The 26,475-nt window shown below is 57.9% G+C and carries 21 protein-coding genes; 8 read left to right on the forward strand and 13 right to left on the reverse strand.

The features are described 5' to 3' along the window. Both hyfB and I6L41_RS05395 read right to left on the reverse strand, forming a co-directional pair. Positions 1–1,872, reverse strand: a complete 1,872-nt coding sequence (gene hyfB, locus I6L41_RS05390; protein WP_216962503.1) for a hydrogenase 4 subunit B — start codon at positions 1,870–1,872, stop codon at positions 1–3. Beyond that, entirely contained in the window at positions 1,872–2,537 is a 666-nt protein-coding gene (locus I6L41_RS05395; protein WP_101531167.1) for a 4Fe-4S dicluster domain-containing protein, read from the reverse strand. The genes hyfB and I6L41_RS05395 overlap by 1 nt, the downstream gene beginning before the upstream one ends. Before the next feature lie 449 nt (positions 2,538–2,986). On the opposite strand from I6L41_RS05395, the gene I6L41_RS05400 reads away from it, so the two are divergent. Beyond that, positions 2,987–3,889 (forward strand): hypothetical protein, encoded by a 903-nt coding sequence (locus I6L41_RS05400; RefSeq protein WP_254203399.1) that lies wholly within the window; start codon positions 2,987–2,989, stop codon positions 3,887–3,889. 77 nt (positions 3,890–3,966) lie between these two features. Here I6L41_RS05400 and kup read toward each other — a convergent pair whose 3' ends face one another. From kup to I6L41_RS05420, 4 genes are all read right to left on the reverse strand, one after another. Continuing rightward, positions 3,967–5,835, reverse strand: coding sequence for a low affinity potassium transporter Kup (gene kup, locus I6L41_RS05405; RefSeq protein ID WP_216962509.1), 1,869 nt, complete (start codon positions 5,833–5,835; stop codon positions 3,967–3,969). Positions 5,836–6,365: 530 nt separating this feature from the next. After that, positions 6,366–6,788, reverse strand: coding sequence for a GNAT family N-acetyltransferase (locus tag I6L41_RS05410; protein ID WP_216962512.1), 423 nt, complete (start codon positions 6,786–6,788; stop codon positions 6,366–6,368). Between the two features lie 113 nt (positions 6,789–6,901). Beyond that, positions 6,902–7,822: a hypothetical protein gene (locus I6L41_RS05415; protein ID WP_216962516.1), complete on the reverse strand. Its 921-nt coding sequence runs from the start codon at positions 7,820–7,822 to the stop codon at positions 6,902–6,904. 142 nt (positions 7,823–7,964) lie between these two features. Then, a complete protein-coding gene (locus tag I6L41_RS05420) occupies positions 7,965–8,603 on the reverse strand; it encodes a DJ-1/PfpI family protein (RefSeq protein WP_203119040.1) in 639 nt (212 codons plus the stop codon). A gap of 398 nt (positions 8,604–9,001) precedes the next feature. Here I6L41_RS05420 and I6L41_RS05425 point away from each other — a divergent pair, with 398 nt between their 5' ends. The 5 genes from I6L41_RS05425 to fdhD all read left to right on the forward strand — a co-directional run bounded on the left by I6L41_RS05425 (position 9,002) and on the right by fdhD (position 15,716). Further along, the gene (locus tag I6L41_RS05425; RefSeq protein ID WP_005333302.1) at positions 9,002–9,601 is read left to right on the forward strand and encodes a 4Fe-4S dicluster domain-containing protein; all 600 of its coding nucleotides are present in this window, start codon (positions 9,002–9,004) and stop codon (positions 9,599–9,601) included. A gap of 46 nt (positions 9,602–9,647) precedes the next feature. After that, positions 9,648–11,792 (forward strand): formate dehydrogenase subunit alpha, encoded by a 2,145-nt coding sequence (gene fdhF / locus I6L41_RS05430; protein ID WP_184233535.1) that lies wholly within the window; start codon positions 9,648–9,650, stop codon positions 11,790–11,792. A gap of 95 nt (positions 11,793–11,887) precedes the next feature. Further along, a complete protein-coding gene (locus tag I6L41_RS05435; RefSeq protein ID WP_216963834.1) occupies positions 11,888–12,286 on the forward strand; it encodes a hypothetical protein in 399 nt (132 codons plus the stop codon). 428 nt (positions 12,287–12,714) lie between these two features. After that, the gene (locus I6L41_RS05440; RefSeq protein WP_216962519.1) at positions 12,715–14,844 is read left to right on the forward strand and encodes a sigma 54-interacting transcriptional regulator; all 2,130 of its coding nucleotides are present in this window, start codon (positions 12,715–12,717) and stop codon (positions 14,842–14,844) included. After that, entirely contained in the window at positions 14,841–15,716 is an 876-nt protein-coding gene (gene fdhD, locus I6L41_RS05445; protein WP_254203401.1) for a formate dehydrogenase accessory sulfurtransferase FdhD, read from the forward strand. The genes I6L41_RS05440 and fdhD overlap by 4 nt, the downstream gene beginning before the upstream one ends. Positions 15,717–15,821: 105 nt before the next feature. On the opposite strand, the gene asd is transcribed toward fdhD, so the two are convergent. The 4 genes from asd to I6L41_RS05465 all read right to left on the reverse strand — a co-directional run bounded on the left by asd (position 15,822) and on the right by I6L41_RS05465 (position 20,443). Next, a complete protein-coding gene (gene asd, locus I6L41_RS05450; protein WP_216962523.1) occupies positions 15,822–16,934 on the reverse strand; it encodes an aspartate-semialdehyde dehydrogenase in 1,113 nt (370 codons plus the stop codon). 361 nt (positions 16,935–17,295) lie between these two features. Continuing rightward, positions 17,296–18,561 carry a D-amino acid dehydrogenase gene (locus I6L41_RS05455; protein WP_216962526.1) on the reverse strand — a complete coding sequence of 422 codons (1,266 nt, stop codon included), beginning with the start codon at positions 18,559–18,561 and terminating at the stop codon, positions 17,296–17,298. 197 nt (positions 18,562–18,758) lie between these two features. Beyond that, positions 18,759–20,279, reverse strand: coding sequence for a cryptochrome/photolyase family protein (locus I6L41_RS05460; RefSeq protein ID WP_216962529.1), 1,521 nt, complete (start codon positions 20,277–20,279; stop codon positions 18,759–18,761). After that, positions 20,279–20,443 (reverse strand): DUF2256 domain-containing protein, encoded by a 165-nt coding sequence (locus tag I6L41_RS05465; RefSeq protein WP_080741246.1) that lies wholly within the window; start codon positions 20,441–20,443, stop codon positions 20,279–20,281. Before I6L41_RS05465 ends, I6L41_RS05460 begins: the two co-directional genes overlap by 1 nt. A 474-nt stretch (positions 20,444–20,917) precedes the next feature. Between I6L41_RS05465 and I6L41_RS05470 the strand changes: the two genes are divergently transcribed. Continuing rightward, positions 20,918–22,303: a tryptophanase gene (locus tag I6L41_RS05470; protein ID WP_216962532.1), complete on the forward strand. Its 1,386-nt coding sequence runs from the start codon at positions 20,918–20,920 to the stop codon at positions 22,301–22,303. A 134-nt stretch (positions 22,304–22,437) separates the two neighbouring features. Here the strand turns inward: I6L41_RS05470 and cdd are convergent, their stop codons facing one another. The 3 genes from cdd to I6L41_RS05485 all read right to left on the reverse strand — a co-directional run bounded on the left by cdd (position 22,438) and on the right by I6L41_RS05485 (position 24,547). Further along, positions 22,438–23,322 carry a cytidine deaminase gene (gene cdd, locus I6L41_RS05475; protein ID WP_005333283.1) on the reverse strand — a complete coding sequence of 295 codons (885 nt, stop codon included), beginning with the start codon at positions 23,320–23,322 and terminating at the stop codon, positions 22,438–22,440. Between the two features lie 185 nt (positions 23,323–23,507). Next, a complete protein-coding gene (locus I6L41_RS05480) occupies positions 23,508–24,194 on the reverse strand; it encodes an LrgB family protein (protein ID WP_216962535.1) in 687 nt (228 codons plus the stop codon). Next, on the reverse strand, positions 24,191–24,547 hold the full coding sequence (locus tag I6L41_RS05485) for a CidA/LrgA family protein (RefSeq protein ID WP_005333279.1): 357 nt from the start codon (positions 24,545–24,547) through the stop codon (positions 24,191–24,193). The genes I6L41_RS05480 and I6L41_RS05485 overlap by 4 nt, the downstream gene beginning before the upstream one ends. 160 nt (positions 24,548–24,707) lie before the next feature. Here I6L41_RS05485 and I6L41_RS05490 point away from each other — a divergent pair, with 160 nt between their 5' ends. Further along, positions 24,708–26,417, forward strand: coding sequence for an alpha-galactosidase (locus I6L41_RS05490; RefSeq protein ID WP_216962537.1), 1,710 nt, complete (start codon positions 24,708–24,710; stop codon positions 26,415–26,417). The last annotated feature ends 58 nt before the right edge of the window (positions 26,418–26,475 follow it).

The following is a 26,475-nucleotide window of genomic DNA, read 5'->3' on the forward strand; positions in this document are numbered from 1 at the left end:
TCAGACTCCTACAGCCATCAGGATAAAGAGCGCCAGCACCACGCCGTGCAGCAACCAGCCGGTTGTCCCGCTGGTATCGCTCACCCCGTGCAGGGCGCTGGCCAGATCGAGCTGCGGCTGCTTGCGATAGAGTGGCGCGCAGAGTTGGCGCAAGGTGTGGGTGACACCGCCAGAGGTGAGGCTCATGCGCTCCTCATAGGCGTAACCACAGGCCCACGGGGTGCCAGCGTGACGACGACCCAGCTTGGGGCCCTTGAAGATGGCCAGTACCAGCAACGGGATGAGGAACAGACCCAGCAAAGTGATGGCGATAACGGGTGGGGAGAGGATCGCCTGGCTGCTATCGAGTGGCAGCAGGGTGGCGCCAGTGGCCACGTTCATTTGGCCGCTTACCAAGGCTTGGCCATAGCTGGCGATATGGGGGGCAATCCAGGGGGCGCCCAGACCCAGCACCAGACAGACGGCGGCCAGCAGCAGGGTGCCTGCCACCATGGCCCCTGGCACTTCGCGGGCGTGGCTCGCTTTCTCGCTGCGCGGTGCGCCGCAGAAGCAGATGCCGTACACCTTGACGAAACACATCACCGCCATGGCGCCGGTCACCGCCAGCATCACAACCGCGAGCGGCGCAACGACAGAGGTGCCGAGTTTGGTCATGGAGAGCAGCGACTGGTAGATAAACCACTCGCTGACAAAGCCGTTGAGCGGCGGCAGCGCCGAGATGGCCATTGCACCGATGAGGAACGCCAGCGCAGTCCAGGGCATCAGCTTGGCCAGCCCCCCCATCTTGTCCATATCGCGGGTGTGCAGGCGGAACATCACCGAGCCGGTACCCATAAAGAGCAGGCTCTTGAAGATGGCGTGGTTGAGCAGGTGATAGAGGGCGCCGAGCAGCCCCAGCACCACCAGCGCCGGCTGCTGGTTGGCGATGCCGATCATGCCGATGCCCATCCCCATCAGGATGATGCCGATGTTCTCCACCGTGTGGTAGGCGAGCAGCCGCTTGAGGTCATGCTCGGCCAGCGCAAACAGCACCCCGAGCACTGCCGAGCAGGCACCAAAGATCAGCACCACATAGCCCCACCAGAGCTGGCTGGCGCCGAGAAAATCGATACTGACCCGCAAAATGCCAAAGAGACCCAGCTTCACCATCACGCCGGACATCAGCGCCGAGATATGGGAGGGGGCAACGGGCTCGGCCACCGGCAGCCAACCGTGCAGCGGTACGAAACCGGCGCGCAGGCCAAAGCCGCAGAAGCTGAGCAGGAACACCAGCGAGGCCAATGCGCCCGCCAGATGGTGCTCGCGCAGCGCAGCGAACTCCAGCGAGCCGCTTTCGCGGCAGAGCAGCCAGAAGGCGATCAGCACCAGCGCCATGCCGATATGGTTCATCACCAAGTAGAGACGGCTCTGTTTGGCGGCCTCGGGGTTGGTCTTGACCAGCCAGTAGGTGGTGAGGGTTACCAGCTCGTAGCAGAGCAAGAAACCGAGCGCGTTGTCGGCCAGCACCATGCCCACCATGGCAAAGAGGAAGAGGTTCATCAGCGCGCCGATGGCCACATCCCCCTTGCCCTGATATTCGCGGATATAGGCAAAGGAGTAGAGGGCGACGGCGACGCCGACGGTGCTAATCACCAGCAGCATCAGCGCGGCCAGCATATCGAGGTGCACCGAGCCCAGCAGCCAGAGCTGGCCGTCGACGGGGGAGCCCTGGGCAAAGATCTGGATGGCGGCGACCAGACCCGCGAGAGAGCCCAGCAGGGCAAAGCCGCTATTGAGGCGGTTGGCCAGTGCGGGCAGTTTTTGCAGCAGCAAACCGACGGCAGCGCCCAGCAAAAAGAGCAGGAGCGTGGCCATTACAAGGGGGGACAACATCAGCACGCTCCCTCTGTGGTGGATAAATCGGATGCAGGGATCGCCGTGGCAGGCGCCGAGAAGGCAGAGGCCCCTTGCGGGTTGGTGTCGGCCGCTTGCTGGCGACGGATACGGGCGGCGCGTTCGGTGTCGCCGTCATTGACCAGCTTCAGCGCCTGGGAGGGGCAGGCACCGACACAGGCCGGACCGTCGGCGCGAAACTCGCACAGGTCACACTTGACCGCGATGCTGCGCACCCCCGGCTCCCAGCTCAGCAGATCCTCGCCAAAGCAGCGCAGGCCGGCGGAGGTGGAGGGGTTGCTGGAGCGGATGGAGCAGGGGATATAGGTGTCGTAACTGGTGGCCACGGCCACCGGACGGCTGCCGCCACTCTGGATGGCGCCAAAGGGGCAGGCTACGGCGCAGAGATTGCAGCCGATGCAGAGCGACTCGTTGAGTTGCACGCAATCGCCGGTCTGGCGAATTGCCTCGACCGGGCACACCTTGATGCAGGGGGCATCGTCACAGTGACGGCACTGAACCGGCATGGTCGCCTGCTCGTGTCGCATAACGGTTAAACGGGGGGCTTGCTGCAAACCTTGCGCCTTGTGTACTTCACTGCAGGCCGCCATACAGGTGCCACAGCCGATACAAAGCTTGGGGTCAGCGATAACGAAGCGGTTCATAGCCTACCTTGTCGTGTCGCGAACGGAGAAAGTAGGGGCAGGTTGGCAAGATACGGGCCAGATTGGTTTTTGCAGAGAGATTGGCTTTAAGTGTCTGTTTTTAAATAAATAAAAATCTTGATGTGGTTGGGTCGAAGTGCTGATACGGCTGTCGAACTGTGACGTTCGTCACTTGTGACGAAGAGATCGACATTAAAAATCGAATCTCGATAGCAAGTCACAATTGACAGTAATGATATTAACTGGAGGTAACAAACATGAGCTATTCATAGGTTAGTTCACTATTACCTTTGAAGAGCGAACCGCACCATCATGCCAAGTGCATGTAAATATGCTTTCTAAAGCAAACTTAATTAATCCAGACTTAATATTCTGTACAAATGAGACTCATATGGTGTAGATTTTGACGCGCCCGATAAACAATAAGGTTTGAAAGAAAAATGAGAAGAATGTCATTAGCAATCTTGATCATGGCCTCAATGTCTGCTGCTGCCGAACAGAAAACATACACACATAATGCAATCTTGGAGTATCAAGAAATTCGAGATGGCTGTCAGATGTATCGGCTGAATACACCAGAAGGTGCAACGCTATTGATTGGCCATAATTTTAATAGCTCTGGGCCAAATGCAGAGGGGCCTGCAGCAGCAGGAACACTTTCAATGCTTTCTGCCATGTATTCAGATTCTAGTTATCGTAGTTTTTCAATGAGGGGAACTAATAGTCTTTATCAACCTATACAAAATGACTCTTATGAGTTTGTAAAAATCGGTGTTGACAGATATTCCTCACCAAATAATTACATGTTGTCTCAGTCAAATTTTGTAGAAAGACCAGTGCCTTACTATAGTGAGGGTACGGAACTATCAATGCGTTTTTATAATGAAGATGATCAACCAAGATACACTGGTTTTATGCCGCCATATATCTCTTTATGTGGCAACAGTATTGCATCATTTGAATCTATAACAAGTCACCGCATTCAGGTGGCAACATCCATTTCGAGCATTAAAGTACAATACACATCATTCAATCCACTTGAAGAGTTAAAGGCAAGTAATGACCTTGTTGGCGAGGTACAGCTGTCTTGGAGAAACAGTGACAATTCAGAGAGCAAAGATAGAAAACATAAGTATACACAAATCTCTAGAGCTGAAAAAAATGATGGCAAGCAAGAACCGAAGTTCATTGAAATTGCAAAAGTAGATGTTGGCGATGATCGTTACATAGATATTAATAGTGAAAAGAGTATTATTGTTCCAGGAAAACAGTATATATATCAAGTGAAATACTGTGATGGTTATAATTTTTGTGAAAGCAATAATGTAAGTGTGACTGGGCAAGCGAATTAATTCTTTGTCTCATATTATAAAATGGGGAGTGAGTATTATTTCTCACTCCCCATTTTATTGGCGATTATATCGTTGCTCTAGATATCCACCTGCGAACCCAGCTCGATGACCCGGTTGGGCGGGATCTCGAACTGATCCGGGGCGCGCAGGGCGTTGCGCTGCAGCAGCATAAAGAGCTTGCCGCGCAGATAGAGATACCAGGGGCGGTCTTTCATGATGAGCGACTCGTGGGCCATAAAGAACGAGGTCTCCATCATCCGGCAGCTCAGCCCCTCGGCGTTGCAGCGGTGGAAGATCTCCTCCACGTTCGGGGTCTCGCGCCAGCCGTAGCTGGCCACCACCCGCCAGAAGGTGGGGGAGAGCTGCTCGATGCAGACCCGGCGCACATTGTGGACGTAGGGCACATCCTCCACCCGCAGGGTGAGCAGGATGATCCGCTCGTGCAGCACCTTGTTGTGCTTGAGGTTGTGCAGGAGCGCATGGGGGATCACATTGACCACCCGTGACATATAGACAGCAGTACCGGCCACCCGGGTCGGCGGGGATTTCTCCAGCGAGGCGATCATCGGCTCAAGGGAGTTGCCGTGCTCGTTCAGGCGACGAATAAGCTGGAAACGCTCGCTCTTCCAGCTGGTCATCACGGTGAACATTACCGCGCCCAGGGTGAGCGGCAGCCAGCCGCCGGAGAAGATCTTGGCGAGGTTGGCGGCAAACAGCGGCACGTCGATACAGAGCAGCGCGGCAAACAGGATGGCCACCAGATACTTGTTCCAGTGCCAGCTGTTCTTGGCCACCGAGCAGGAGAGGATGGAGGTGAGCACCATGGTGCCGGTCACCGCGATGCCGTAGGCCGCCGCCAGATTGCTGGAGTGCTCGAAGCTCATGATGACGATCACCACCGAGATATAGAGCATCCAGTTGATGACCGGAATATAGATCTGGCCGGACTCCTGCTCGGAGGTGTGAACGATGCGAATGGGGGAGAGATAACCGAGGCGCACCGCCTGCCGGGTCAGCGAAAAGACCCCGGAGATCACGGCCTGCGAGGCGATCACCGTCGCCATGGTTGCCAAGAGCAGCAGCGGCACCAGCGCCCATTTCGGCGCGAGCAGGAAGAAGGGGTTGGCAATGGCGGCGGGGTTACTCAGCAGCAGCGCACCCTGACCGAAGTAGTTAAGCACCAGCGAGGGCAGCACCACGATAAACCAGGCGAGGCGAATGGGATTTTTGCCGAAGTGGCCCATATCCGCGTAGAGCGCCTCCACCCCTGTGATCGCCAGCACCACGGCGCCGAGGGCAAAGAAGGAGGTGGTCTGGTACTGGACAAAGAAGCGCACCGCCCAGATGGGGTTGAGCGCACCCAGCACCTCGGGGTTGTGGATGATGCCGCGCAGCCCCAGCACCGCCAGCGTCATAAACCAGATCAGCATGATGGGGGCAAACAGCTTGCCCACCATGGCGGTGCCATGTTTCTGGATGGCAAACAGCAGGGTCAGCACCAGCACCGAGAGGGTGACAATATAGGGGTCGAGGGCGGGGGTGAGAATGCTCAGACCCTCGATGGCCGACATCACCGACATCGCCGGGGTGATCACCACCTCGCCATAGAAGAAGCTGCCGCCAATCAGGCCGAGGATGATCAGCAGCGGCGTCCAGCGGGTGGAGGCGTTGCGGGTCGCCAGCGACATCAGGGTGAGAATGCCACCCTCGCCGGCGTTGTCGGCCCGCATCACAAAGGAGAGGTACTTGACCGACACCACCAGGATCAGCAGCCAGAAGATCAGCGAGAGAAAGCCGAGAATGGAGGTCGGCTCGACGCCGAACCCGAATTGACCTGACAGGCACTCGCGCAAGGTATAGAGCGGGCTGGTGCCGATATCGCCATAGACTACGCCAATCGCCGCCAGCATGACGCCGGACATGGCTTGTTGTTTATCACAGTTCATGAGTTCATCTTGTCAGTTTGATGTTTACACGTTTGCCACAGCAGATCGCCCCGAACACATCAGGTATGTGTGGATACAACATCGGGGGAAATCAAAGGATTGCGATGGGAAGGGAACTAATCGGATATAAAGATGCGTTTCATGGGACACAGTCTGTTCATCTGTCGTTAAGCTTATAATGACACACACTCTGCGGGTTCATGCTCAGGTATAAATAATCAAAACGTCCTTTTGAGTAAGGTTGTTAATTGGCCGTTGATTGAAATATTCATGCGTTCTGCGGGCAACCGTTTGTTTTATCTGGGGAAGTGGTTTGGCCACTATTTTTTATCGGGTTGAGTGAAAAACAGACGATAAAATGGTGACTAATTAATTGCTGGCAGGATGGCAAAGGGGAGGGGGGTGGGTAGCAATAGAGTCTTTATTTGGGAGGGAAAAATGTAGGGTGCAATGAACGAAGTGAATTGCACCAAATATTGAAATAAGCAAGAGGTGCAATGTGCTGCGCTTATTGCACCCTACGGTAATTATTACTCTCCATGATAGTGCTTCAATAAAAAGTAGCGGTCAGGACTATTGTTAACGCCGCTCACTTTACCGACTATTTTAAATCCCATTTTTTCATAAAATTTGGGTTCCTGAAATGAGAGGGTGTCGACTTGGGCTGCAATACATCCCCGTTTTTGTGCCTCACGTTCAGCAATCTCCATTAATTGAATGCCGAGACCCTGTCCTCTCTTGTCATTGTGTACCCAAAGTACTTCGATCAACAGTTGATGATAAATAGTTCGTCCGGCAATGCCACCGACAACTTCGTCATTATCATCATGAATAGCAACAATTAAAGGTTGGGAGCGCTCCTCACCCATTTTATCAAAGTTAAATTGTCTAAGGTTATCAACAAGTACATTGAAGATGTCATCTTTATGTTCATTATGGATTTGAATATTCATCAAATCTGACTCCATTAAAATATAATCGTATGGTGCAATGAACGAAGTGAATTGCACCAAGTATTAAAAGAGGCAAGAGGTGCAATGCGCTGCGCTTATTACACCCTACAGTGTTATTTTGACGAACTCATTTCAGCACATTTTATGGTGTGATACTTGGCGACCCTTATTAATTCAGTTGTATGCTCAGGGTATTGTTGCTGCAAGAAGCAGAGTGCGTCAGCCAAGGTAATCTGGTGCAAATTAAAGCAACTATCAAAAACCAATGCTCGTATTTGTTCAATAAAACCATCTGGATCATTATGGGTGGTGCAGGAGTTCCACAATTTTAAATCCAGTTCGTCATCAGGATCTTCAAGGGGACTGACGGCTTGTAAATTGAGGTTGCCCAGCATGGTATTATATTGAGCATCAGATAACGAGGTTTTGCAGCGAATTATCCAGGCCAAAGTGATCAGGTTATGGCCAAAAAAGCCGGGCTGCTGCAAACAGGAATGCAATACATCCTCTAATGTTGCCGGCTGTCCGGTTGTGATCACCTCACAGCATTCTCTATTTTCTTCATTAGGGAAGGTAGCAGTGACAAACTCCGTGACCCGATTTAAAAATGCAGGTACCCACTCGGGAGGAAGGGCGCTGTATACCTCATTAAGCGCAAGCAAAATGGTGACGTTATGGGATAAATATTCGGGCTTATTGGCTGCCTTGGCGATATAGAATTCAAAGATATCGTGAAAGCCGTACTCGGCATGCCATTGGGAAATAGCTTGGTAGGCTGCGGGATAGATACCACGTGCCAGAATGCGATGCTTGCGCACATCGGAAAAAGCGATATGCTCCACACTATCGGTAAGTACCGTTGAAACCTGTAATCCATCCTTGGCAATCAATTTGGCGGTTTGTTGCCACAAGGCTTCCGGTTGTCCAAGGTGTGCAGCAAGAAATTGAGCCGATAAATAGGCTTTTAGCGCATGAGGCTGATGAATAATAGCGCTTCTGTGTACGGCTTTTTCAAGTAGTTCCCGAGATGTCATTTATCCTCCATGAATTTCATGCTTTCGTAAGGGGTATGGAAAGCATAATCAGAAAATACAACATGCATAGTTCCACTAATTAATGCGTAAGAGTAGGGGTGCAATGCACTGCGCGTATTTAACTCTACGGCACTATAAAATATCATACATATTCAAAGGATATATTATTATGAGAGTTCTGTTTTTCTGCAGACCTGATAGTTGATGATATCAATTTTTCGAAGATTTCTTGTTGACCAGCAGGGAGTAGCTGATTTTGAATCATCCTTCGAGTATCCACATCAAATAATCTTTCTGCGAGCCAACCAATTAAATACATCAGAGAAAGACATCCTCCTGCAGTTGCAATATTACCATTAACAACTAGGGGTAAATCTTGAACATCACCACCAAGTGATTCTAACGCAACTTTTGCATCAGGATTTGTTGTCATTTTTTTATTTTCAAGTAATCCCAGTTCATGCAAAATGAAGGAGCCTGCACATATTGAACCTATAAGCTGTTTACTGGGGTCAAGTATTAATGAGGACATAAATTCATGATTCTTCATGGCTGCAGGGATGCCACGTTTACCGCTAGTGATGAGTATAACATCTTGTTCAACAACCTCAGAAATCGCACCGTCAGTTGTCACTGAAATACCAAGGTGAGATCGGTGAAATGGTTTGGTCCCTAAAACTTTCACTGACCAACGATCAGTTGTCCTGCCAAGTAAATCGTACATCAAGAAAAAATCTACATCTGTAAAATCATCAAATAAGACAATGCCTACTTTATACATATATCACCTATAAAATCTTTGGTGCTTAACCTATCTAAGCAACTTTTAATCAACCCTATTGTATTTCATATATCTATGAAGGCGGCCCTAACGGAGCTGGTTGCCAAGTGGCACATATTAACCTGAGGGATAGAAAACTGAAGGGGCGGGGTTGGTCAGCCGGTGTCGAGCTCGTCACTTTTGTCGTGTCGATCACACTTCCCAGCCCGTCGTCACTTTCGTCAGTAGTGGCACTCAGCACGTATCTCTTTCTGATTACTCCTTTATTTTCATATGGTTGTGAATTTTTATTGCACCCTTGGCCCGTTTTGGTCTGATAAATGCTTTGTGGGGGGCTGGCCGCCTCTTTGCCTGTCGGCGGGCGGCCCGGTGTAACGAACCATTTAGGATCCCTCTCTATGAACAGCTTCGTGATTGCAGATCCCAGTCTCTGTATTGGGTGTCGTACCTGTGAGGTGGCCTGCGCCGTCTCACACCAGTCAGGGTCTTGCAGCGGGACCCTTGAGCGGGAGGGCGGCCTGCATCTTGCCATCGAGGATGGACATCTGGTCTCCAGGGACAGCTATTTTCAGCCGCGCCTGAAGGTGATCGTGGGCAGCAAGGTGACCACGCCGGTGCTTTGCCGCCAGTGTGAAGACAAGCCTTGCGCCATGGCCTGCCCGAACAATGCCATCGTCAGCGAGGATGGTTGCGTCAAGGTGTTGCAGGAGCGCTGCATCGGCTGCAAGTCCTGCGTGGTGGCCTGTCCTTACGGCGCCATGGCGGTGGTGCTCAAAGAGGTGGCCCCCGCTGCCGATTCGCTCTTCAAGCGTCCGCAGACCAAGGCGCAGGCGCTCAAGTGCGATCTCTGCCGTCACCGCGAGGCGGGCCCGGCCTGTGTCGAGGTGTGTCCGACCCAGGCGCTGCGGCTGGTCACGCCGGAGCATCTTGAAACCCTGAACCGGCAGAAGCAGCTGGCCAGTGCCGAGGCACTGCTGGCGATGCCGGCGCGGGTGTGAGCGGGCTTGCCGAGCCGTTTTTCGTTAACAAACAAGAGTGTGAGTCATGAAAAAAGTCATTACCGTGTGCCCCTATTGCGGCACCGGTTGCAAAATCAACCTGCTGGTTGAAAACGACAAGGTGGTGGGGGCCGAAGGCGCCAACGGCCGGACCAACGAGGGGCAGCTCTGCCTCAAGGGCTATTACGGTTGGGATTTTTTGAACGACACCAACCTGCTGACCCCCCGTCTCAAGAGCCCGATGATCCGCCGCGAGCGCGGTGGCAAGTTCGAGGCAGTCTCCTGGGACGAAGCGATCGAGTTCGCCAGCAGCCGTCTGGCTGCCATCAAGGCGAAATATGGCCCGGACGCCATCATGACCACCGGCTCTGCCCGTGGCCCCGGCAATGAAGCCAACTATGTGATGCAGAAATTTGCCCGTGCGGTGATTGGGACGAACAACGTCGACCACTGCGCGAGGGTGTGACACGCACCCTCAGTCTCCGGTCTGGAGACAACTGTAGGCAACGGCGCCATGAGCAACGCCATTCCCGAAATTCAAGAGACCAAGTGCCTGCTGGTGTTTGGTTACAACGCTGCTGACTCTCACCCCATCGTCGCCCGCCATATCCTCAAGGCGAAGGCAAACGGGGCCAAGGTGATTGTGTGTGATCCCCGCATGGTGGAGACCGCCCGTATCGCCGATCAGTGGTTGCCGCTCAAAAACGGTTCCAACATGGCGCTGGTTAACGCCTTCGCCAACGTGTTGATCAATGAAGGGCTCTACAACAAGGCCTTTGTCGCCAACTACACCGAAGGGTTCGAGACCTTCAAGGCGACGGTGGCCAAGTACACCCCGGAATATGTGGAGGGGATCACCGGCCTCAAAGCCGCAGATATCCGCGCTGCCATTCGCACCTATGCCGAGTCGCCTGCTTCCATGATCCTGTGGGGCATGGGGGTGACCCAGTACGGTCAGGCGGTGGACGTGGTCAAGGGGCTGGCGGGTCTGGCGTTGCTGACCGGCAACTTCGGTCGCCGCGGCACCGGTTGCGGGCCGGTACGTGGTCAGAACAACGTGCAGGGCACCTGTGATATGGGGATGCTGCCCCACCAGTTCCCGGGTTATCAGTCGGTGGCCGATCCCGCCATCAGCGCCAAGTTCGCCAAGGCGTGGGGCGTGGAGTCTCTGTCCCAGAAACCCGGCTATCGCCTGACGGAGCTTGGCCACAAGGTGGAGGAGGGCAAGTGCAAGGCCTTCTACATCTTCGGTGAAGATCCAGCCCAGACCGAGGCAGATCTCGGTCAGTTCCGCCGCACTCTGGCGGGGATGGAGCTGGTGATCGTGCAGGATATCTTCATGACCCAGACTGCCGAGATGGCTGACGTCATTCTGCCCGCCACCAGTTGGGGCGAGCACGAAGGGGTCTACAGCTCGGCGGATCGCGGCTTCCAGCGCTTCTACAAGGCGGTGACGCCCCCTGAGAACGTGAAGCCGGACTGGGCCATCTTCTCGTTGATGGCGACCGCCATGGGTTATCCCATGGAGTACCACAACACCGAAGAGATCTGGGACGAGATGCGTGCGCTCTGCCCGCTCTATGCCGGGGTCAGCTACGACAAGATGGCCGATCTCAAGAGCGTGCAGTGGCCCTGTCCGACCGAGGATCACCCGGGCACCAGCACTCTGTTCGAGGGAAATGTGTTCACCACCCCAAGCGGCAAGGGTCAGCTGATTGCCTCCGAGTGGCGGCCGCCGCTGGAGCAGCCCTGTGCCGAGTACCCGCTGGTGCTCTCCACCGTGCGCGAGGTGGGTCACTACTCCTGCCGCTCCATGACCGGCAACTGCTCGGCGCTGCAGACCCTGGCCGATGAGCCGGGCTATGTGCAGATCCACCCGAGCGATGCCAAAAAGCTCGGGGTGAAGGATCAGGCGCTGGTCTGGATCTCGTCGCGCCGTGGCAAGGTGATCACCCGGGCCAACTACAACGACCGGGTCAACGCCGGGGTGGTCTACATGACCTACCAGTGGTGGATCGGGGCCTGCAACGAGCTCACCATCGAGCACGTCGATCCCGTCTCCCACACGCCGGAGTACAAGTACTGCGCGGTGAAGATAGAGCGCATCGACAATCAGCCTGAGGCGGAAGTGTACGTCCAGACTGAATACAGCGCGCTCAAGGCGAAATTGCGCAGCGCAGCCAAAGGCTGATCGCCCTAAAAAAGAGGTTCTGCACAAATAAGGGAACCCGACTCGGATTTATCGAGTCGGGCACCCTTTTATTACCCAAAAAAAGGGGATAAATGATGCAACATGAAATTGGTCGCTTATTCGGAATTTTCTATATTGGCACCTATCTGGCGGCGATATTGCTGGGAATAGGTTGCTATATTTGGCGCGACGAGATGATATATCTGCTCGGCTTCGGTTTTTTCGGCTGTTTTATGGCAGCACGGCTCGCCATGGGCAGCGTATTTTCCGCCTTGAGTATTTCCAGTGCCTGGCTGATCGGGTTTATCTCCACCACCTTGATCAACTGCCTGCTGCTGGGGGTGATCACCCTGCTGGTCTACCTCACTCACCAGTGCGTCTCGGTTGAGCTTGCCGACAACGCCAGCTGGCTGCTGATGGCCTTCCAGAGCTTGTCGGCCCTCTTTATCTTCGGTGGCCTGAAGTGCTGCCACAGCCGGATCATCACCTCATAAATTGCCGATGGATGGGCAGCAAACGCCATCTTGAAACCCGCAGCCAGTGAAGCAGCCAGCGAAGAGGAAAGGCAGATCTGACAGTTGACGGTGGCCCACTTTTCGGGTGCCTTAATTGAGATCAAGAACTGATGAAATAACCGGTTAAATATGGCCATCAGATATATTAAATCGGATTGTAATGAAATTTGAGCTCATCTATGATGAGTCGCCATTCCAATATATCCCCCGATAACGATGTTACTTTTCGTTGTCGTTCGTTAATAACAACTCTGGAATTGCAACATGCGACAATTTTCGTCACCGCTTTTCTTATTGGCAGCCACTTTTACGGGCTGCGGCTATTTATTTTGGTGACGGGTGCTTGTCGTGATGCGATGGCATGGACAGCCTGACTGGTGACTAAATCGATATAACGTGAGGCCGCAATGCTAAATGTGAGTGCCATCCCCCTGGACGAGATCTCTCCCATCTGGGACGACGGTTTCCTCCTGCTCTCCAAATCCCTCCTGTCGGCCGTGACGCTCGATGATTTTATCCACAAACTCAACAAGATAGATGCCAGCTTCGGCGGCGTGACCCGGGTCAACCTGATCCTCAACATGGGTGCGGACGAGGAGGCCATCTTCTACTTCATGGGACATTCCGGCCCAAAGCATCTGGTCTGCCCCAAGGCAGAGCTGCACCTCTCCCCCCGTCCCACTAAAGAGACCCCGGAACAGGCCATCATTCTCGCTGCCGCCCGCTTTGAGAATCGCTGCCCGGCGCTGGATCGCGAAGGGGTCTACGGGGGGCTGCGCTCCTACTGCCAGCTCCCCATCACTACCGCCCGAAGCCACTTGGGCGGGGTCGAGTTTATCAACACCCAGCTCGACAGCTTCACCATGGAGACCCTTGCCAAACTGACCCAGCTGGCGGCCATTATCGCCATTGCGCTGGAGAACGTGCTCGACAAGGAGCGCACTCTGGAGCAGGCCAACTCCCTGCGTCTTGAGCGCGACAGCTGCAAAATTCTGGTGGATGTAACCAACGCGGTGATCAAACTGGTGCGCATAGCCGAACTGCCCAAGAGCCTGTTTGCCATCCTGCACCACCACTTCGGCATCAGCAGCTTGTGTCTGGCCGAATACAACGCCACCTCCGACAGTTTCAAGAGCTATCTGGTCAATCAGCACCAGAGCGATCAGCCGGGGATCATCGATCACTCCTGTTTTGAAAAGAAGTGCCTGCAGGGGGCCCTTGGCCACAGCGAGCCGTTTTTTGTCTATCGCGAACACGGCCACGGCTGCAGCAATCGCTGCCGGTTTACCTCCCAGATCCTGCCCCCCGAGGCTGACAGCTCCTGCATTTTGCCGCTGCGCTATCGGGGCAACCTGCTGGGGGTGTTGATCCTCTCGCACCCCCATGCCGACTTCTTTGCCGATATCGATATCTCCTTGCTGGAGCAGGTGGCGGCGCGCACCGCCATTGCCATGAACAACGTGCAGGCGCAGCAGGAGATCTCCAACACCAACGGCGCAAAAGAGAAGACCATTCGCATCAACGAGCCGCAGATGCAGGGGGAGTTCCCCCACATCATCTACCAGAGCGCGGTGATGGCGAACGTACTGGAGAAGGTGCGGCTGGTGGCCGAGAGCGACAGTACCGTGCTGATCCTCGGCGAGACCGGCACCGGCAAGGAGCTGATCGCCCAGGCTATTCACGCCCTGAGTGCCCGCCACGACCACGAGATGGTGAAGGTGAACTGCGCCGCCATTCCCACCGGTCTTATCGAGAGTGATCTCTTTGGCCACGAGAAGGGGGCCTTTACCGGCGCCCTGACCCAGCGCATCGGCCGCTTCGAGCGGGCCCACAAGGGCACCCTGTTCCTCGATGAAGTGGGGGATATGCCGCTGGATCTGCAGCCCAAACTCTTGCGGGTATTGCAGGAGCACGAGCTGGAGCGGGTGGGCAACAGCAATCCTATCGCGGTGGATGTACGGCTGGTGGCCGCTACCAACTGCGATCTGCTCTCCATGGTCAAGAACAAGCGCTTTCGCAGTGACCTCTACTACCGCCTCAACGTCTTTCCCATCGAGCTGCCGCCTCTGCGCGAGCGGCGCGAGGATATTCCGCTGCTGGTCAACTTCTTCGTCAGAAAGATTGCCAAACGGATGCGCCGCACCATCACCGCCATCCCCGCCGATGCGATGAAGATGCTGGTGTCGCTGCCGTGGTACGGCAATATCCGCGAGCTGGAGAACGTCATCGAGCGTGCCGTGGTGATGACCCGCGGTCATGTGCTCAACCTCTCGCCGGAGGAGCTGATGCCGCTCAAGGGCTACCACAAGATTGAGACCCTGGTTTATGACGAGCCCGCTACACCGCTTTTTGCCGAGGGGCCGATTGATGAGCGCGAGGCGATCATCGCCGCCCTGCGCGACTGCAACGGCATCGTGGCCGGTGAGCGGGGGGCGGCCAACCGCCTCGGCATGAAGCGCACGACCTTGCTCTCCAAAATGAAGCGGCTCGGCATCTCGGCCCGGGATCCCGAGATCATTGACGGGGTCGCACCATGAGAGAGGCCATAGAGCTTGAGGCGCGGGGCGAGCAGAGAGAACACAACGAGCAGAGAGAACAGAGCGAACAGAACGAGCTGGCCCGCTGCGCCATCCATCGCGAGGTGGTGCACTACCGAGCTGATACCTTGACCTGCGACAGCGAGATGGAGCTCCCCTCCGAGACGCCGGTGGCGCTGGTCTATAACGGCATAGCCCACAGCGTGATGATGTGCTCGGCCTCCGATCTGGAGGATTTTGCCATCGGTTTTTCGCTATCCGAGGGGATCATCGACAGCCTGCTCGATATCCACGACATCGAGCAGATCGATGGCTGTCAGGGGATTGAGCTGCATATCACGTTGGCCAATCGCTGCGTCCATCGCCTCAAAGAGAAGCGGCGCACGCTCGCGGGGCGCACCGGTTGCGGCATCTGCGGCAGCGAGAGTCTGGATCAGGTGATCCGCACCCAGCCAAGCTTGCCTGACAGCCAGCGTCTGGCGGTGGGTCATATCGACAAGGTATTGACCGCGCTGCGCCCGCTCCAGCTATTGGGCCAACGCACCGGCGCCACCCATGCTGCGGTGCATCTGGATGGTGAGGGCAATATTCTCGCCATCCGCGAGGATGTGGGACGCCATATTGCGCTGGATAAGCTGGTGGGCCACTTGTGCCGCACGGGTCGGCGCGACGGCGCCATTCTGGTGACCAGCCGCGCCAGCTTCGAGATGGTGCAAAAGTGCGCCAGCGCCGGGGTCGAGATCTTGCTCGCCATCTCGGCCGCTACCGAGCTTGCGGTCGAGCGTGCCGAGCAGACCGGGCTCACTCTGGTGGGTTTTTGCCGCCCCGGGCGGGCCGAGATCTACAGCGGCTGCCAGCGTATTCTGCTTTAAGTGACTGCAAGAGTGAGAGTCTGCTAAAGGGCTTATAAAAACTGGCAATAAAAAAGGGCGGGGAGTGTGACTCCCCGCCCTTGTTGTATCTGCTGCTGTGGCGGCTTAGCGCGCCAGCAGGATACGCAGCATGCGGCGCAGCGGCTCGGCGGCGCCCCACAGCAGCTGATCACCTACGGTAAAGGCGGCCAGATACTCAGGGCCCATATTGAGTTTGCGCAGACGACCCACCGGAATGCTGAGGGTGCCGGTAACGGCCGCTGGAGTCAGTTCGCGGGCGGTGATGTCGCGATCGTTGGGGATCACTTTTACCCAGTCGTTGTGGGCAGCCAGCAGGGCTTCGATCTCCGCCAGCGGCACATCCTTTTTCAGCTTGATGGTGAACGCCTGGCTGTGGCAGCGCAGGGCGCCGATCCGCACGCAGAGACCATCCACCGGAATGACGGCATTCTCGATACCCAAAATCTTGTTGGTCTCGGCCTGACCCTTCCACTCTTCACGGCTCTGGCCGTTGTCGAGCTTGGTGTCGATCCAGGGGATAAGGCCACCGGCCAGCGGTACGCCGAAGTTGTCCACCGGCAGGGTGCCGGAGCGGGTCTTCTCGGTGATCTTGCGCTCGATGTCGAGGATGGCGGAGGCAGGGTCTGCCAGCTCGACCGCCACTTCGTCGCGCAGCATCCCCATCTGTGTCACCAGCTCGCGCATATGACGGGCACCGCCACCGGAGGCAGCCTGATAGGTGGCCACGCTCACCCACTCCACCAGATCGGCCTTGAACAGGCCGCCGAGGGCCAGCAGCATCAGGCTGACGGTGCAGTTGCCGCCAACGAAGGTCTTGATGCCATCGTTCAGGGCCTGCTCGATGACGTCGCCGTTGACCGGATCCAGAATGATGACGGCGTCTTTCTCCATCCGCAGGGAGGAGGCGGCGTCAATCCAGTAACCCTGCCAGCCAGCGGCTTTCAGGCGCGGATAGACATCCTTGGTGTAGTCGCCGCCTTGCGCGGTGATGATGATATCCTGCTTGACCAGCGCCTCGATATCGAAGGCGTCTTGCAGAGTACCGGCATCGACGCCGAAGTTGGGAGCGGCCTCACCGGCCTGGGAGGTGGTGAAGAATGTGGGTTGAATATGGGCGAAATCCTGCTCTTCCTGCATCCGGCTCATCAGAACCGATCCCACCATGCCACGCCAACCGACCAAACCTACTTTTTTCATAATGTCCTACCCTGGATTGCTGCTAAAGAAACTCGTGGTGACACCCGTAAACCCTTGTCTGGCGACGCCTGTTTACAAGCGGTTTACAGGCCATTTAAAAAATATGCGCTGCGAAAAATGCGTCTATCCACATTACGGATTGTGACGGCTTGCGCAAGTCGAATTGCGCAATATTCTGTGCCGTTTGCTGCATTAACCGGCAGCCAGAGCACCGCTCAGGTAGACGGGGAGGGAGAAGGTCAACATCAGACGAAAAAGCCACCGTTTTTGGCGGTGGCCTGTCAATAAAGCGGTTGAGAACGTCCTCTGCTGTGGTCTGAGGGCGCAGTTGGCGAGTGAAACAGCCCGACCTGTTATGCGCTTAGCCGTAACGGGCCAGAGTGAGCCCCTCATCGCTGATGGCGGGCTCGCTGCCGCTGATCAGATCGCACAGAAGCTGACCCGAGCCGGCCGCCATGGTCCAGCCCAGGGTACCGTGGCCGGTATTGAGCCAGAGACCGGGAATGGGGCTCGGCCCCACCAGCGGGGTGCCGTCCGGCGTCATGGGGCGTAGGCCGGTCCAGAACTCGGCCTTGCTGATATCGCCCCCTGCGGGGAAGAGATCGCCCACCACCATTGCCAGAGTGTCGTGGCGTCTCGGATTCAAGGCGAGGTTGTAGCCCGACAGCTCCGCCATGCCGCCGACCCGGATCCGCTCGTCAAAGCGGGTGATGGCCACCTTGTAGGTCTCGTCAAGCACGGTACTGCGCGGCGCGGCCTCGGCATTGATCATCGGCAGGGTGAGGGAGTAGCCCTTGACCGGATAGACCGGCAGCTCCAGCCCGAGCGGGCGCAGCAGCGGCCGCAAAAAGCCGGTGGCATAGCTGCCGAGCGCACAGACGATGGCATCGGCGCGATAGCGCTGCTCGCCCGTCCGCACCGCCACGGCGCGGCCGCGGGCTTGCTCAATCTCGTCGATGTCGCAGTTGAAGACAAACTTGACCCCGAGCTTCTCGGCTTCAAGGGCAAGGGCCTTGGTGAAGCGGAAGCAGTCGCCGGTCTCGTCGCCGGGCAGACGCAAGCCGCCGACGATTTTGCCGCGCACCCGCGCCAGCGCAGGCTCTGCCGCTTCGCAGCCGCTGGCATCCAGCGACTGGTAAGGGACGCCATACTCCTCCAGCACCTCGATATCGCGCTGACTGGCATCGAGCTGGGACTGGCTTCTAAACAGCTGCAGGGTGCCGAGCTGGCGCCCTTCGTAATCGATGTTGAGCTCGTCGCGCAGCCGCTTCATGCAGTCGCGGCTGTATTCGGCCAGACGCACCATGCGCCCCTTGTTGGTGGCATAGGCGGTCGGGGTGCAGTTGGCGAGCATTCTGAGCATCCAGCGTAGCTGGAAGGGGTCGGCAGTGGGGCGCACGGTGAAGGGGGCATGCTTTTGCAGCATCCACTTGGCGGCCTTGAGGGGGATGCCGGGGGCCGCCCAGGGGGCCGCATAACCCGGGGATATCTGCCCGGCGTTGGCATGGCTGGTTTCAAGGGCGACGCCACCTTGTCGCTCCAGCAGGGTTACTTTGTGACCCGCTTTGGCCAGATACCAGGCGCTGGTTACCCCAATTACGCCGCCACCGAGAACCACTATCTCCATATCGTCTTTCCTTGACTGATCTCCTGATGTGGCCACCACCATAATCAGCCGCCACAGGATATTCAACCGCTCTGCGCAGGATTGGGATCTCCGTCTGCTTGCCGGTTACAGGCTGGTGTTTGGTGCGATGGTGAGCCTGATTGCCAGCGTAAATCGCTGCGCTGTTGTCAGGGCATGTGTGAGGGAACACGGTCCGCTTACAGCAGCTCAAGATGGATCAGATAGTGCTCCGCCGTCGCCAGAATGGCCTGCTGCTGCGCTGCCGGTTGGCCATCCCAATTGGCATAGGGGAGGGCGAGGCGGGGATTGCCGCCAAGTTTGTCCCGATTGCGCCAGAGAAAGTGCCAATAGAGGCTGTTGAAGGGGCAACTTCCGTCGCCGTGGCGGGCTTTGACCTGATAGTGGCACCCCTTGCAGTAGTGGCCCATTCGCTCGAGATAAGCGCCGCTGCTGGCGTAGGGCTTGCTGCCCATCAGGCCGCCATCGGCAAACTGGCTCATGCCGCGGGTGTTGGGCAGCTCAACCCACTCGATGGCATCCACATAGATACCGAGATACCACTGATCCACCTCGTCAGGATCGAGCCCCGCCAGCAGGGCAAAGTTGCCGGTCACCATCAGCCGCTGGATATGGTGGGCGTAACCGTGCTCAAGGGATTGGTTTATGGCGTGGCGCACGCAGGCCATTCTGGTTTCGCCACTCCAGAAAAAACCGGGCAGCGGCCGGTTGGCCCCGAGAAAATTGGTCTGCTGGTAGTCGGGCATCTTCTCCCAGTAAAGGGCACGGACAAACTCGCGCCAGCCGAGGATCTGGCGGATAAACCCCTCCACCTGCGCCAGCGTGATGGTGGCCTGATTGGCCTGCCAGTGGGCTTCGGCGGCGCGGATCACCTCAAGCGGATGAAGCATTTTGCTGTTGAGGGAAAACGACAAACGGCTGTGAAACAGGCTCCAGCCGCGCTCGCTCAGGGCATCCTGATAGCGCCCAAAGTGGGGCAGGCAGTGGGTGAGAAAATGGGCCAGCAGCTCGCGACTCTGGCGCCGGGTGATGGGCCACGGCAGTTGGCTGGCATCCGCCTCGCCTATGGTACTGACCCCGTGGCGGGTCAGCATGGCATCGATGTCGCTCACCTCGTTGGCAAAGGTGAGGGGTGCCGGGATCGGCTGGCTCGCCGGCAGTTTGGCGCGGTTCTCGTCATCAAAGTTCCAGCGCCCGCCAAAGGGGTGGCCGCGCTCATCGAGCAGCACTTGATATTGCTTGCGCAAGGCGCGGTAGAAGAACTCCATCCGGCTGTGGGGGTAGCGCTGCCAGCCATCGCGGGGGGTGAGAAAATGTTCGCTCTCCACCTCGGTGGCAGGGATGGCAAGTCCTGCCGCCCAGCTTTTCAACTGGCTGGCAAGGCGCCACTCGTCCGGGCTCTGCCAGGCAAAGCTGCTGGCCTGATGTGCTTCGAGCTGAGCCTCCAGCAAGCCGGGCAAGTCGGGCCAGCGGGCGCTCTCATCGAGGGTCAGGTAACAGACGCGGTGGCCCGCTTGGGTGAGGGCTGCCGCGAAGGCGCGCATGGCGGCAAAGAAGGCCAGCACCTTCTGGCGATGGTGGCGGCAGTAGTCGGTCTCCTGACGCAGCTCTGCCATCAGATAGCAGACCGCCGGATCCGGGGTACGAAACCAGCTGTGACCGGCGTTCAGCTGATCGCCGAGAATCAGGCGCAGCTCCATCAGACTCGCTCCCCCTCAGGTTGCTGGCTGCGGTGACGAGCGTGGCGACAGCGCTCGCTGCAGTAGCGAACCTCCTCCCAGCTGCGCGCCCACTTGCGCCGCCAGCTGAAGGGGCGCTGGCAGACGGGGCAGATCTTCTCGGGCAGATGGGGTTTACGATGCATGATGGCTTCCGGCCCTGGCTGATGGGGGATGTGGCGTGTGGGTAGGGAGAATAACGAAGCGGGGGCGCGGGCGGATCAACCTCACTGCCGGTTTGCCGCGCAGACGCCCACTTTGTGAGCGGGCGCACAGCCCGTCGGTGCACCCCTTGTTTGCCAATTAACCAGCCGTTAACGTGGCGAGGCTGCCCGTTGGCAGCATCCATCAATGGACATGGTTTCATCGACATAGTTGGCCACCGACTGTCTACAACCGATATGGAGGGGAGTGATGCCAATCATGACAGCTACGCCCCGGGCAGCTTGCCTGCTCGCCCACTGGTATACCCGGGATCCCATTCTGACCTTCGACTTTCCTCACCGCTGATTTGCGGCACCCGCCGTTTGAATTTGTCAGCCGGACGACCCTGATCGCCCCGGCCTCTTTGCCAATTCCAATTTCAAACACACTGGCCTTGCGCCGGTGAGGAGTCTTATATGCGTCGTATACCCGAGCCGTTTCGTATCAAGATGGTCGAGCCCATCAAACAGACCACTGGCGCCGAGCGCCGTGCCGCCCTCGAGGCCGCTGGCTGGAACCCCTTCCTGCTGCTGGCCGAGGATGTCTATATCGACCTGCTGACCGACAGCGGCACCGGCGCCATGTCCGACCGTCAGTGGGCCAGCATCATGATGGGGGATGAGGCCTATGCGGGCAGCCGCAACTTCGTAGAGCTGGAGCGCGCAGTGCGCGATATCTTCGGCTATCAGCATGTGATGCCCACCCACCAGGGGCGCGGGGCCGAGCAGATCCTCTTCCCCGAGCTGGTCAAGCGCTGCAAGGGCAAGGCGCCGGTCTTTATCTCCAACTACCACTTCGACACCACCAAGGCCCACGTGGAGTTGGCTGGCGCGCGGGCCATCAACCTGCTCACCCCGAAAGCCCTCGACACCACGGCCCCTTATGCCTGGAAGGGGGATTTTGATCTTCCCCGCCTGACCGACACCATCGAGACCCTGGGGGCCGACAACGTGGCCGGCATCATCATCACGGTGACCTGCAACAGCGCCGGTGGTCAGCCGGTCTCCATGGCCAATATGGAGGCGGTCTCCGAGCTGGCCCATCGTCACCAGATTCCGGTGGTGATCGACGCCGCCCGCTTTGCCGAGAATGCCTGGTTTATCAAGGAGCGGGATCCGGCTTATGCAAAGTGCAGCATCAAGGAGATAGTGAGCCAGATGTTTGCGCTGGGGGACATCTTCACCATGTCGGCCAAAAAGGACGGGTTGGTCAATATCGGCGGGTTGTGTTGCTTTAAAGAGGATCTCGACCTGTTTCGCGCCGTGCAGGTGCGCTGCGTAGCGATGGAGGGGTTTGTCACCTACGGTGGCCTTGCCGGCCGGGACATGGCGGCGCTCGCCATCGGCCTGAGGGAGGGGATGGATGAGGAGTATCTCACCTATCGCATCAGTCAGGTGGCTTATCTGGGTGAGCGGCTGGCCGAGGCGGGCATCCCCATCCAGACCCCCACCGGCGGCCATGCGGTGTTTGTGGATGCCAAAAAGCTGCTGCCCCATATTCCGGCCGAGCAGTTCCCCGCCCATGCGCTCGCCTGCGAGCTCTATCTGGAAGGGGGCGTGCGCGGGGTGGAGATTGGCTCCCTGTTGCTGGGGCGCGATCCCGCCACCGGCAAGCAGGAGGCGGCGGATTTTGAGCTGCTGCGTCTCACCATTCCGCGCCGGGTCTACACCCGGGATCACATGGACTATGTGGCCGACTGCCTGATCGAGGTGAAAGCGAGAGCCAGCGACATTCGCGGGCTCACCTTTGACTACGAGCCGCCGCTGCTGCGCCACTTCACCGCGCGGCTGAAACCTGTCTGATCAGCAACCGGTCAGACTGGGTGATCAACCGCGCCAAACTGTGCAGATCACCGGTCGCTCCCGGTTAAACGGCCCAGTAAAAAAGCCCCCGCACCAAGGTGCGGGGGCTTTCGTTTATCGACGCAAAGCCGGGGTCAGACCGCCTGATACTCCAGCTCGACGGAGCCCAGCGCCTTGAGGGTGGACTGGGCGGAGTCACGCTGGCTGATCTGGCCGTTTTTGTTCTCCAGCAGCACGGCGCGGCGGATGGTGGCGAGATCTTCGCCGTTAAGCACCGCATGGGCGCAGGCCATCTGCATCGGCGGCAGGCTGGGGTTGAAGGCGGCGTTCTCGGCGTAGCGGCCAGAGAAGATGCGACCATCGGCAAACTGCAGCGCCACCGCGGCATAGCCCTGACTGTAGGGGGCGTAGCTTTGACGGGCGGCGGCCAGCGCGGCCTGCCACAGCGGGTCTTCGCTTTGAAGCTCAAGCTCTGCGTGATCCTGCGGGCTCATCAGCGCATCTGTGATGTCGAGATCCGCCGGGCCAAACGAGTGGGGCAGGAAGGATTGCAGGGCGCTCAAGTCATCGGGCAGAGAGACTTTCAGGATCTTGGCGGTGCTCAGCTCGTTCATGAACTGACGGCAGTGGCCACAGGGGGTGTAGTTGACGGTGATTTCGCTGATCCCGGTCTCGCCACCCAGCCAGGCGTTGGAAATGGCGGACTGCTCGGCGTGGACCGAGTGGAACAGACCTTGCCCTGCAAACTCCATGTTGGCACCGAAGTACCAGGTGCCGCTCAGGCCACAGGCGATGGCACCGACATAAAACTTGGAGATGGGCGCCACCGAGCAGGCAGCAGCCAGCGGCAACAGGGCGAGGCGCAGGGCGCGATCATCGAGACCTGTGGCGGCTTTCAGGGTGGCGACTTGCTCCGGCGTGAAGCGGGCGTTGAAGTCGGCACTATCCAGCATGGGCTGCACGGCTGCTTTGAGCGGGGCAGAGAGGGTATCGAATGGCTTGGCAAAACGGGGATGCATAGTGTGTCCTCAAAGGCCAATTGGGCGGCCATTGTAGGGAGCAAGCTCGGGTAAATGTGTGAGCAGGCTCACGCCCTGACGGGCAAACGGAGGGGGATGGTAATGGAAACGTTTGTCTTGTGCAAATTGTGCGGCAGGTCGCACCCCGACAGCGCTGCAGAGCCGTCGGGGTGGCTAATCATCGGTCAGGTGAGCCAGTGATAGATGGCAAAAAGGAGGGGCGCAACGGCTGCGGTGAGGATCCCGCATACCACCATGGCGAGCGATGCAAAGGCGCCCTGGGTGATCCCCTTCTCGGCGGAGGTGGCGGTGCCGATGGCGTGGGCACAGGCCCCCATGGCGAGCCCTTGCGCTTCCGGATCGGTCACTTTCAGCAGTTTGAGCAGTGGGTAGCCGATCAGGGCACCGACAATCCCCACCACCACCACCACGGCGGCCGCGATGGCGGGAATGCCGCCGATGGACTGGCTGACGCTCATGGCGAGCGGGGTGGTGATGGATTTGGTAGCCAATGAGGCGAGCAGCGCCGGATCTGTGCCCATAAAGTGACCGATCAGCAGGGTTGTGCACACCGAGATCAAGACGGAGGCGAGGGTACAGATTAGGATGGGCTTGAGCTTGGCCTGGATCTGGCGCGCCTGCTGATAGAGCGGCAGCGCCAGCGCCACCACGGCGGGCTCCAGCAGCATGGTAATGGGGCTGCTTCCGCGCTCGTACTGCTCAAGGGGCAGGTCAAACCAGAGCAGCAGGCCGATGATCACCCCGGTCGGCACCAGCACCGGGTTGATGATGGGCCAGGGCAGGCGCCGATAGAGGGCGCGGGTGGCGAAATAGAGCGCCAGGGTCAGGGGAATTGCGAGCCAGAAGATCATTTGTTCATCCTCTGGTAGAGCCGACCGACGGTGGCGAGGATCAGCACGATACCGAGCACGATGCAGAGCATGATGACGCCGAAGGATTGGCGCAAGGGCTCAAGCCAGGCCACCAGTCCGACCGCGACCGGAACGAACAAAACGCCCATGTGGCGCAGCAGCAGGCCAGCGCCCAGCTCGACCCAGTGCAGCTTTATAAGCTGAAGGGAGAGCAGCACAAACAGCAGCAGCATGCCGATGATGCTGCCGGGAAAGGCAAACGGCAGGATGGCTGCCACGGATTTGCCTGCCAGCAGGCAGGCGACGATGACCATAAAGTCACGAAAGTACAGCAAGGCGCGTTGCGCGATCACGTGAACCTCATCGACTGGGAAGAAAAATCGCAGTTTACCAGAGAGGGCGGATCGCGGCATTAAAACAATAACAACTGAAATCAGTTCATTTGAAGCTGATTTGATTGGCAATTTTTGAAAATTGTCTGATAGAACCCTTTTCGAACTACAAGGAGTAGTGATGACATCCCTCTTGTCCCGCGTTCGCCAGCTGGCGAACGATAATGCGTTGCCACCCCATCTGCTGCAAACCCGTCAGTGGGAAGGGCCCCTGTGTCGGGTGCGACTCGACAACACCGGCGCTGATGCCACTCCGGTTGAGCGCTGGGTGCTGTTTGACGGCAAGCTTGGCCTGCCGGTGGAGAGCGCCATCTATGGCGAAGGATTCCAGATGCTGGCCCAGACCATGGGTAGCTGGCAATCACCGCAACATGTCGGCCGTTGTCCCGATGCCAGCGTCTATCGCATCACTGATGACAATGACTATCACACCATTCACAACCTGTTGCTGGTGGAGCATGGCAAGGGGTGGCTGCTGCTCGCCTTTGCCAGCTGTCACCGTTTTGGCGGGGAGTTTCGCCTCTACCCTGATGGTCGCTTGCAGATCCTGATGAACTGCGAAGGGCGAAAACTTGCAGCCGGTGAGCACTGGCAGAGCGAGGCGCTGATCTGCCTCGAAGGGGCGGAGCGCGAGGATCTGCTGGCTGAGCTGGCACGGCTGATCGAGGCCGAGCACGGCTCGCTGATCGGCAAGGTAAGTGAGCGCCCGAGCGGCTGGTGCTCCTGGTATCACTACTACGCCGAGGTGAGCGCCGCCGATATTCGCGAGAACCTGCAGGTGCGTGCCGAGCGTTTCCCGGCCCTGCGTTATGTGCAGATCGACGACGGCTATCAGGCCAAAATGGGCGACTGGCTTACCCCGTCGGCCAAGTTCGAGCAGGGGGTGGCATCACTGGCTGCGGAGATCAAACAGGCTGGCTGCGAGCCCGCTCTCTGGGTCGCCCCTTTTATTGCCGAACCCGGTTCACAGGTGTTTCAGGAGCACCCCGACTGGTTTGTGAAGGGGGATGACGGCCTGCCGCTCCCCTCCGAGCGGGTCACCTATGGCGGTTGGCGCTGCACTCCCTGGTATGTGCTGGACGGTACACACCCCGAGGTGCAAGCGCACCTTGAGCAGGTGTTCCGTACTTTGCGTGAGCAATGGGGCATCCACTACTTCAAACTCGATGCCAACTTCTGGGGCGCCATCCACGGTGGCCGTTTCCACGATCCGGCCGCCACCCGGGTTGAAGCCTATCGACGCGGTATGGCTGCCATTCTGCGTGGTGCTGGTGAAGGCGCTTTCCTGCTCGGTTGCAACGCGCCCATCTGGCCCAGCCTTGGGCTGGTGCACGGCATGCGGGTGAGTGATGACGTAGAGCGCAATGGCCACCGTTATCGCCAGATTGCCCGTGAAGCCTTCTGCCGCGCCTGGCAAAATGACAAGCTCTGGGCCCTCGACCCCGACTGCATCTGTCTGCGTGATCTGCCTAGCCAGCAGGCAAGCAAGGCGGATTACAGTTTCCATCTGGCCGCCCTGGTGGCGAGCGGCGGCATGATGCTGGCGGGTGATCGACTGCAAGATCTCGATGAGGAGCAGGCGGCGCACCTGCGCAAGCTGCTGGCGCTTTGTGCGGCCCGGGCACCCTCTGCCCGCTTCGAGTCGATGGACTTTGCCTGCGGCGAAGTAAACCTGCCCGAGGGCGGTACTCTGCTCTGCTTGTTCAACTGGGAGGGGCAACCACAGGAGTTTCTGCTGCCGGAAGGGGGAACCGATTTTTGGCAGGGGCAGGCAGTCGGCACAACCGTGACCCTGCAAGGGGGCGAGGGGCGGGTGATCCGCTACACCTGATCACCGCATCACCACATACAATTCAGGCTCCATCACGGAGCCTGAATTGTTTCAATCA

This window comes from Aeromonas sp. FDAARGOS 1411 (genome assembly GCF_019047125.1).
In the GTDB taxonomy this organism is placed as follows: domain Bacteria; phylum Pseudomonadota; class Gammaproteobacteria; order Enterobacterales; family Aeromonadaceae; genus Aeromonas; species Aeromonas veronii.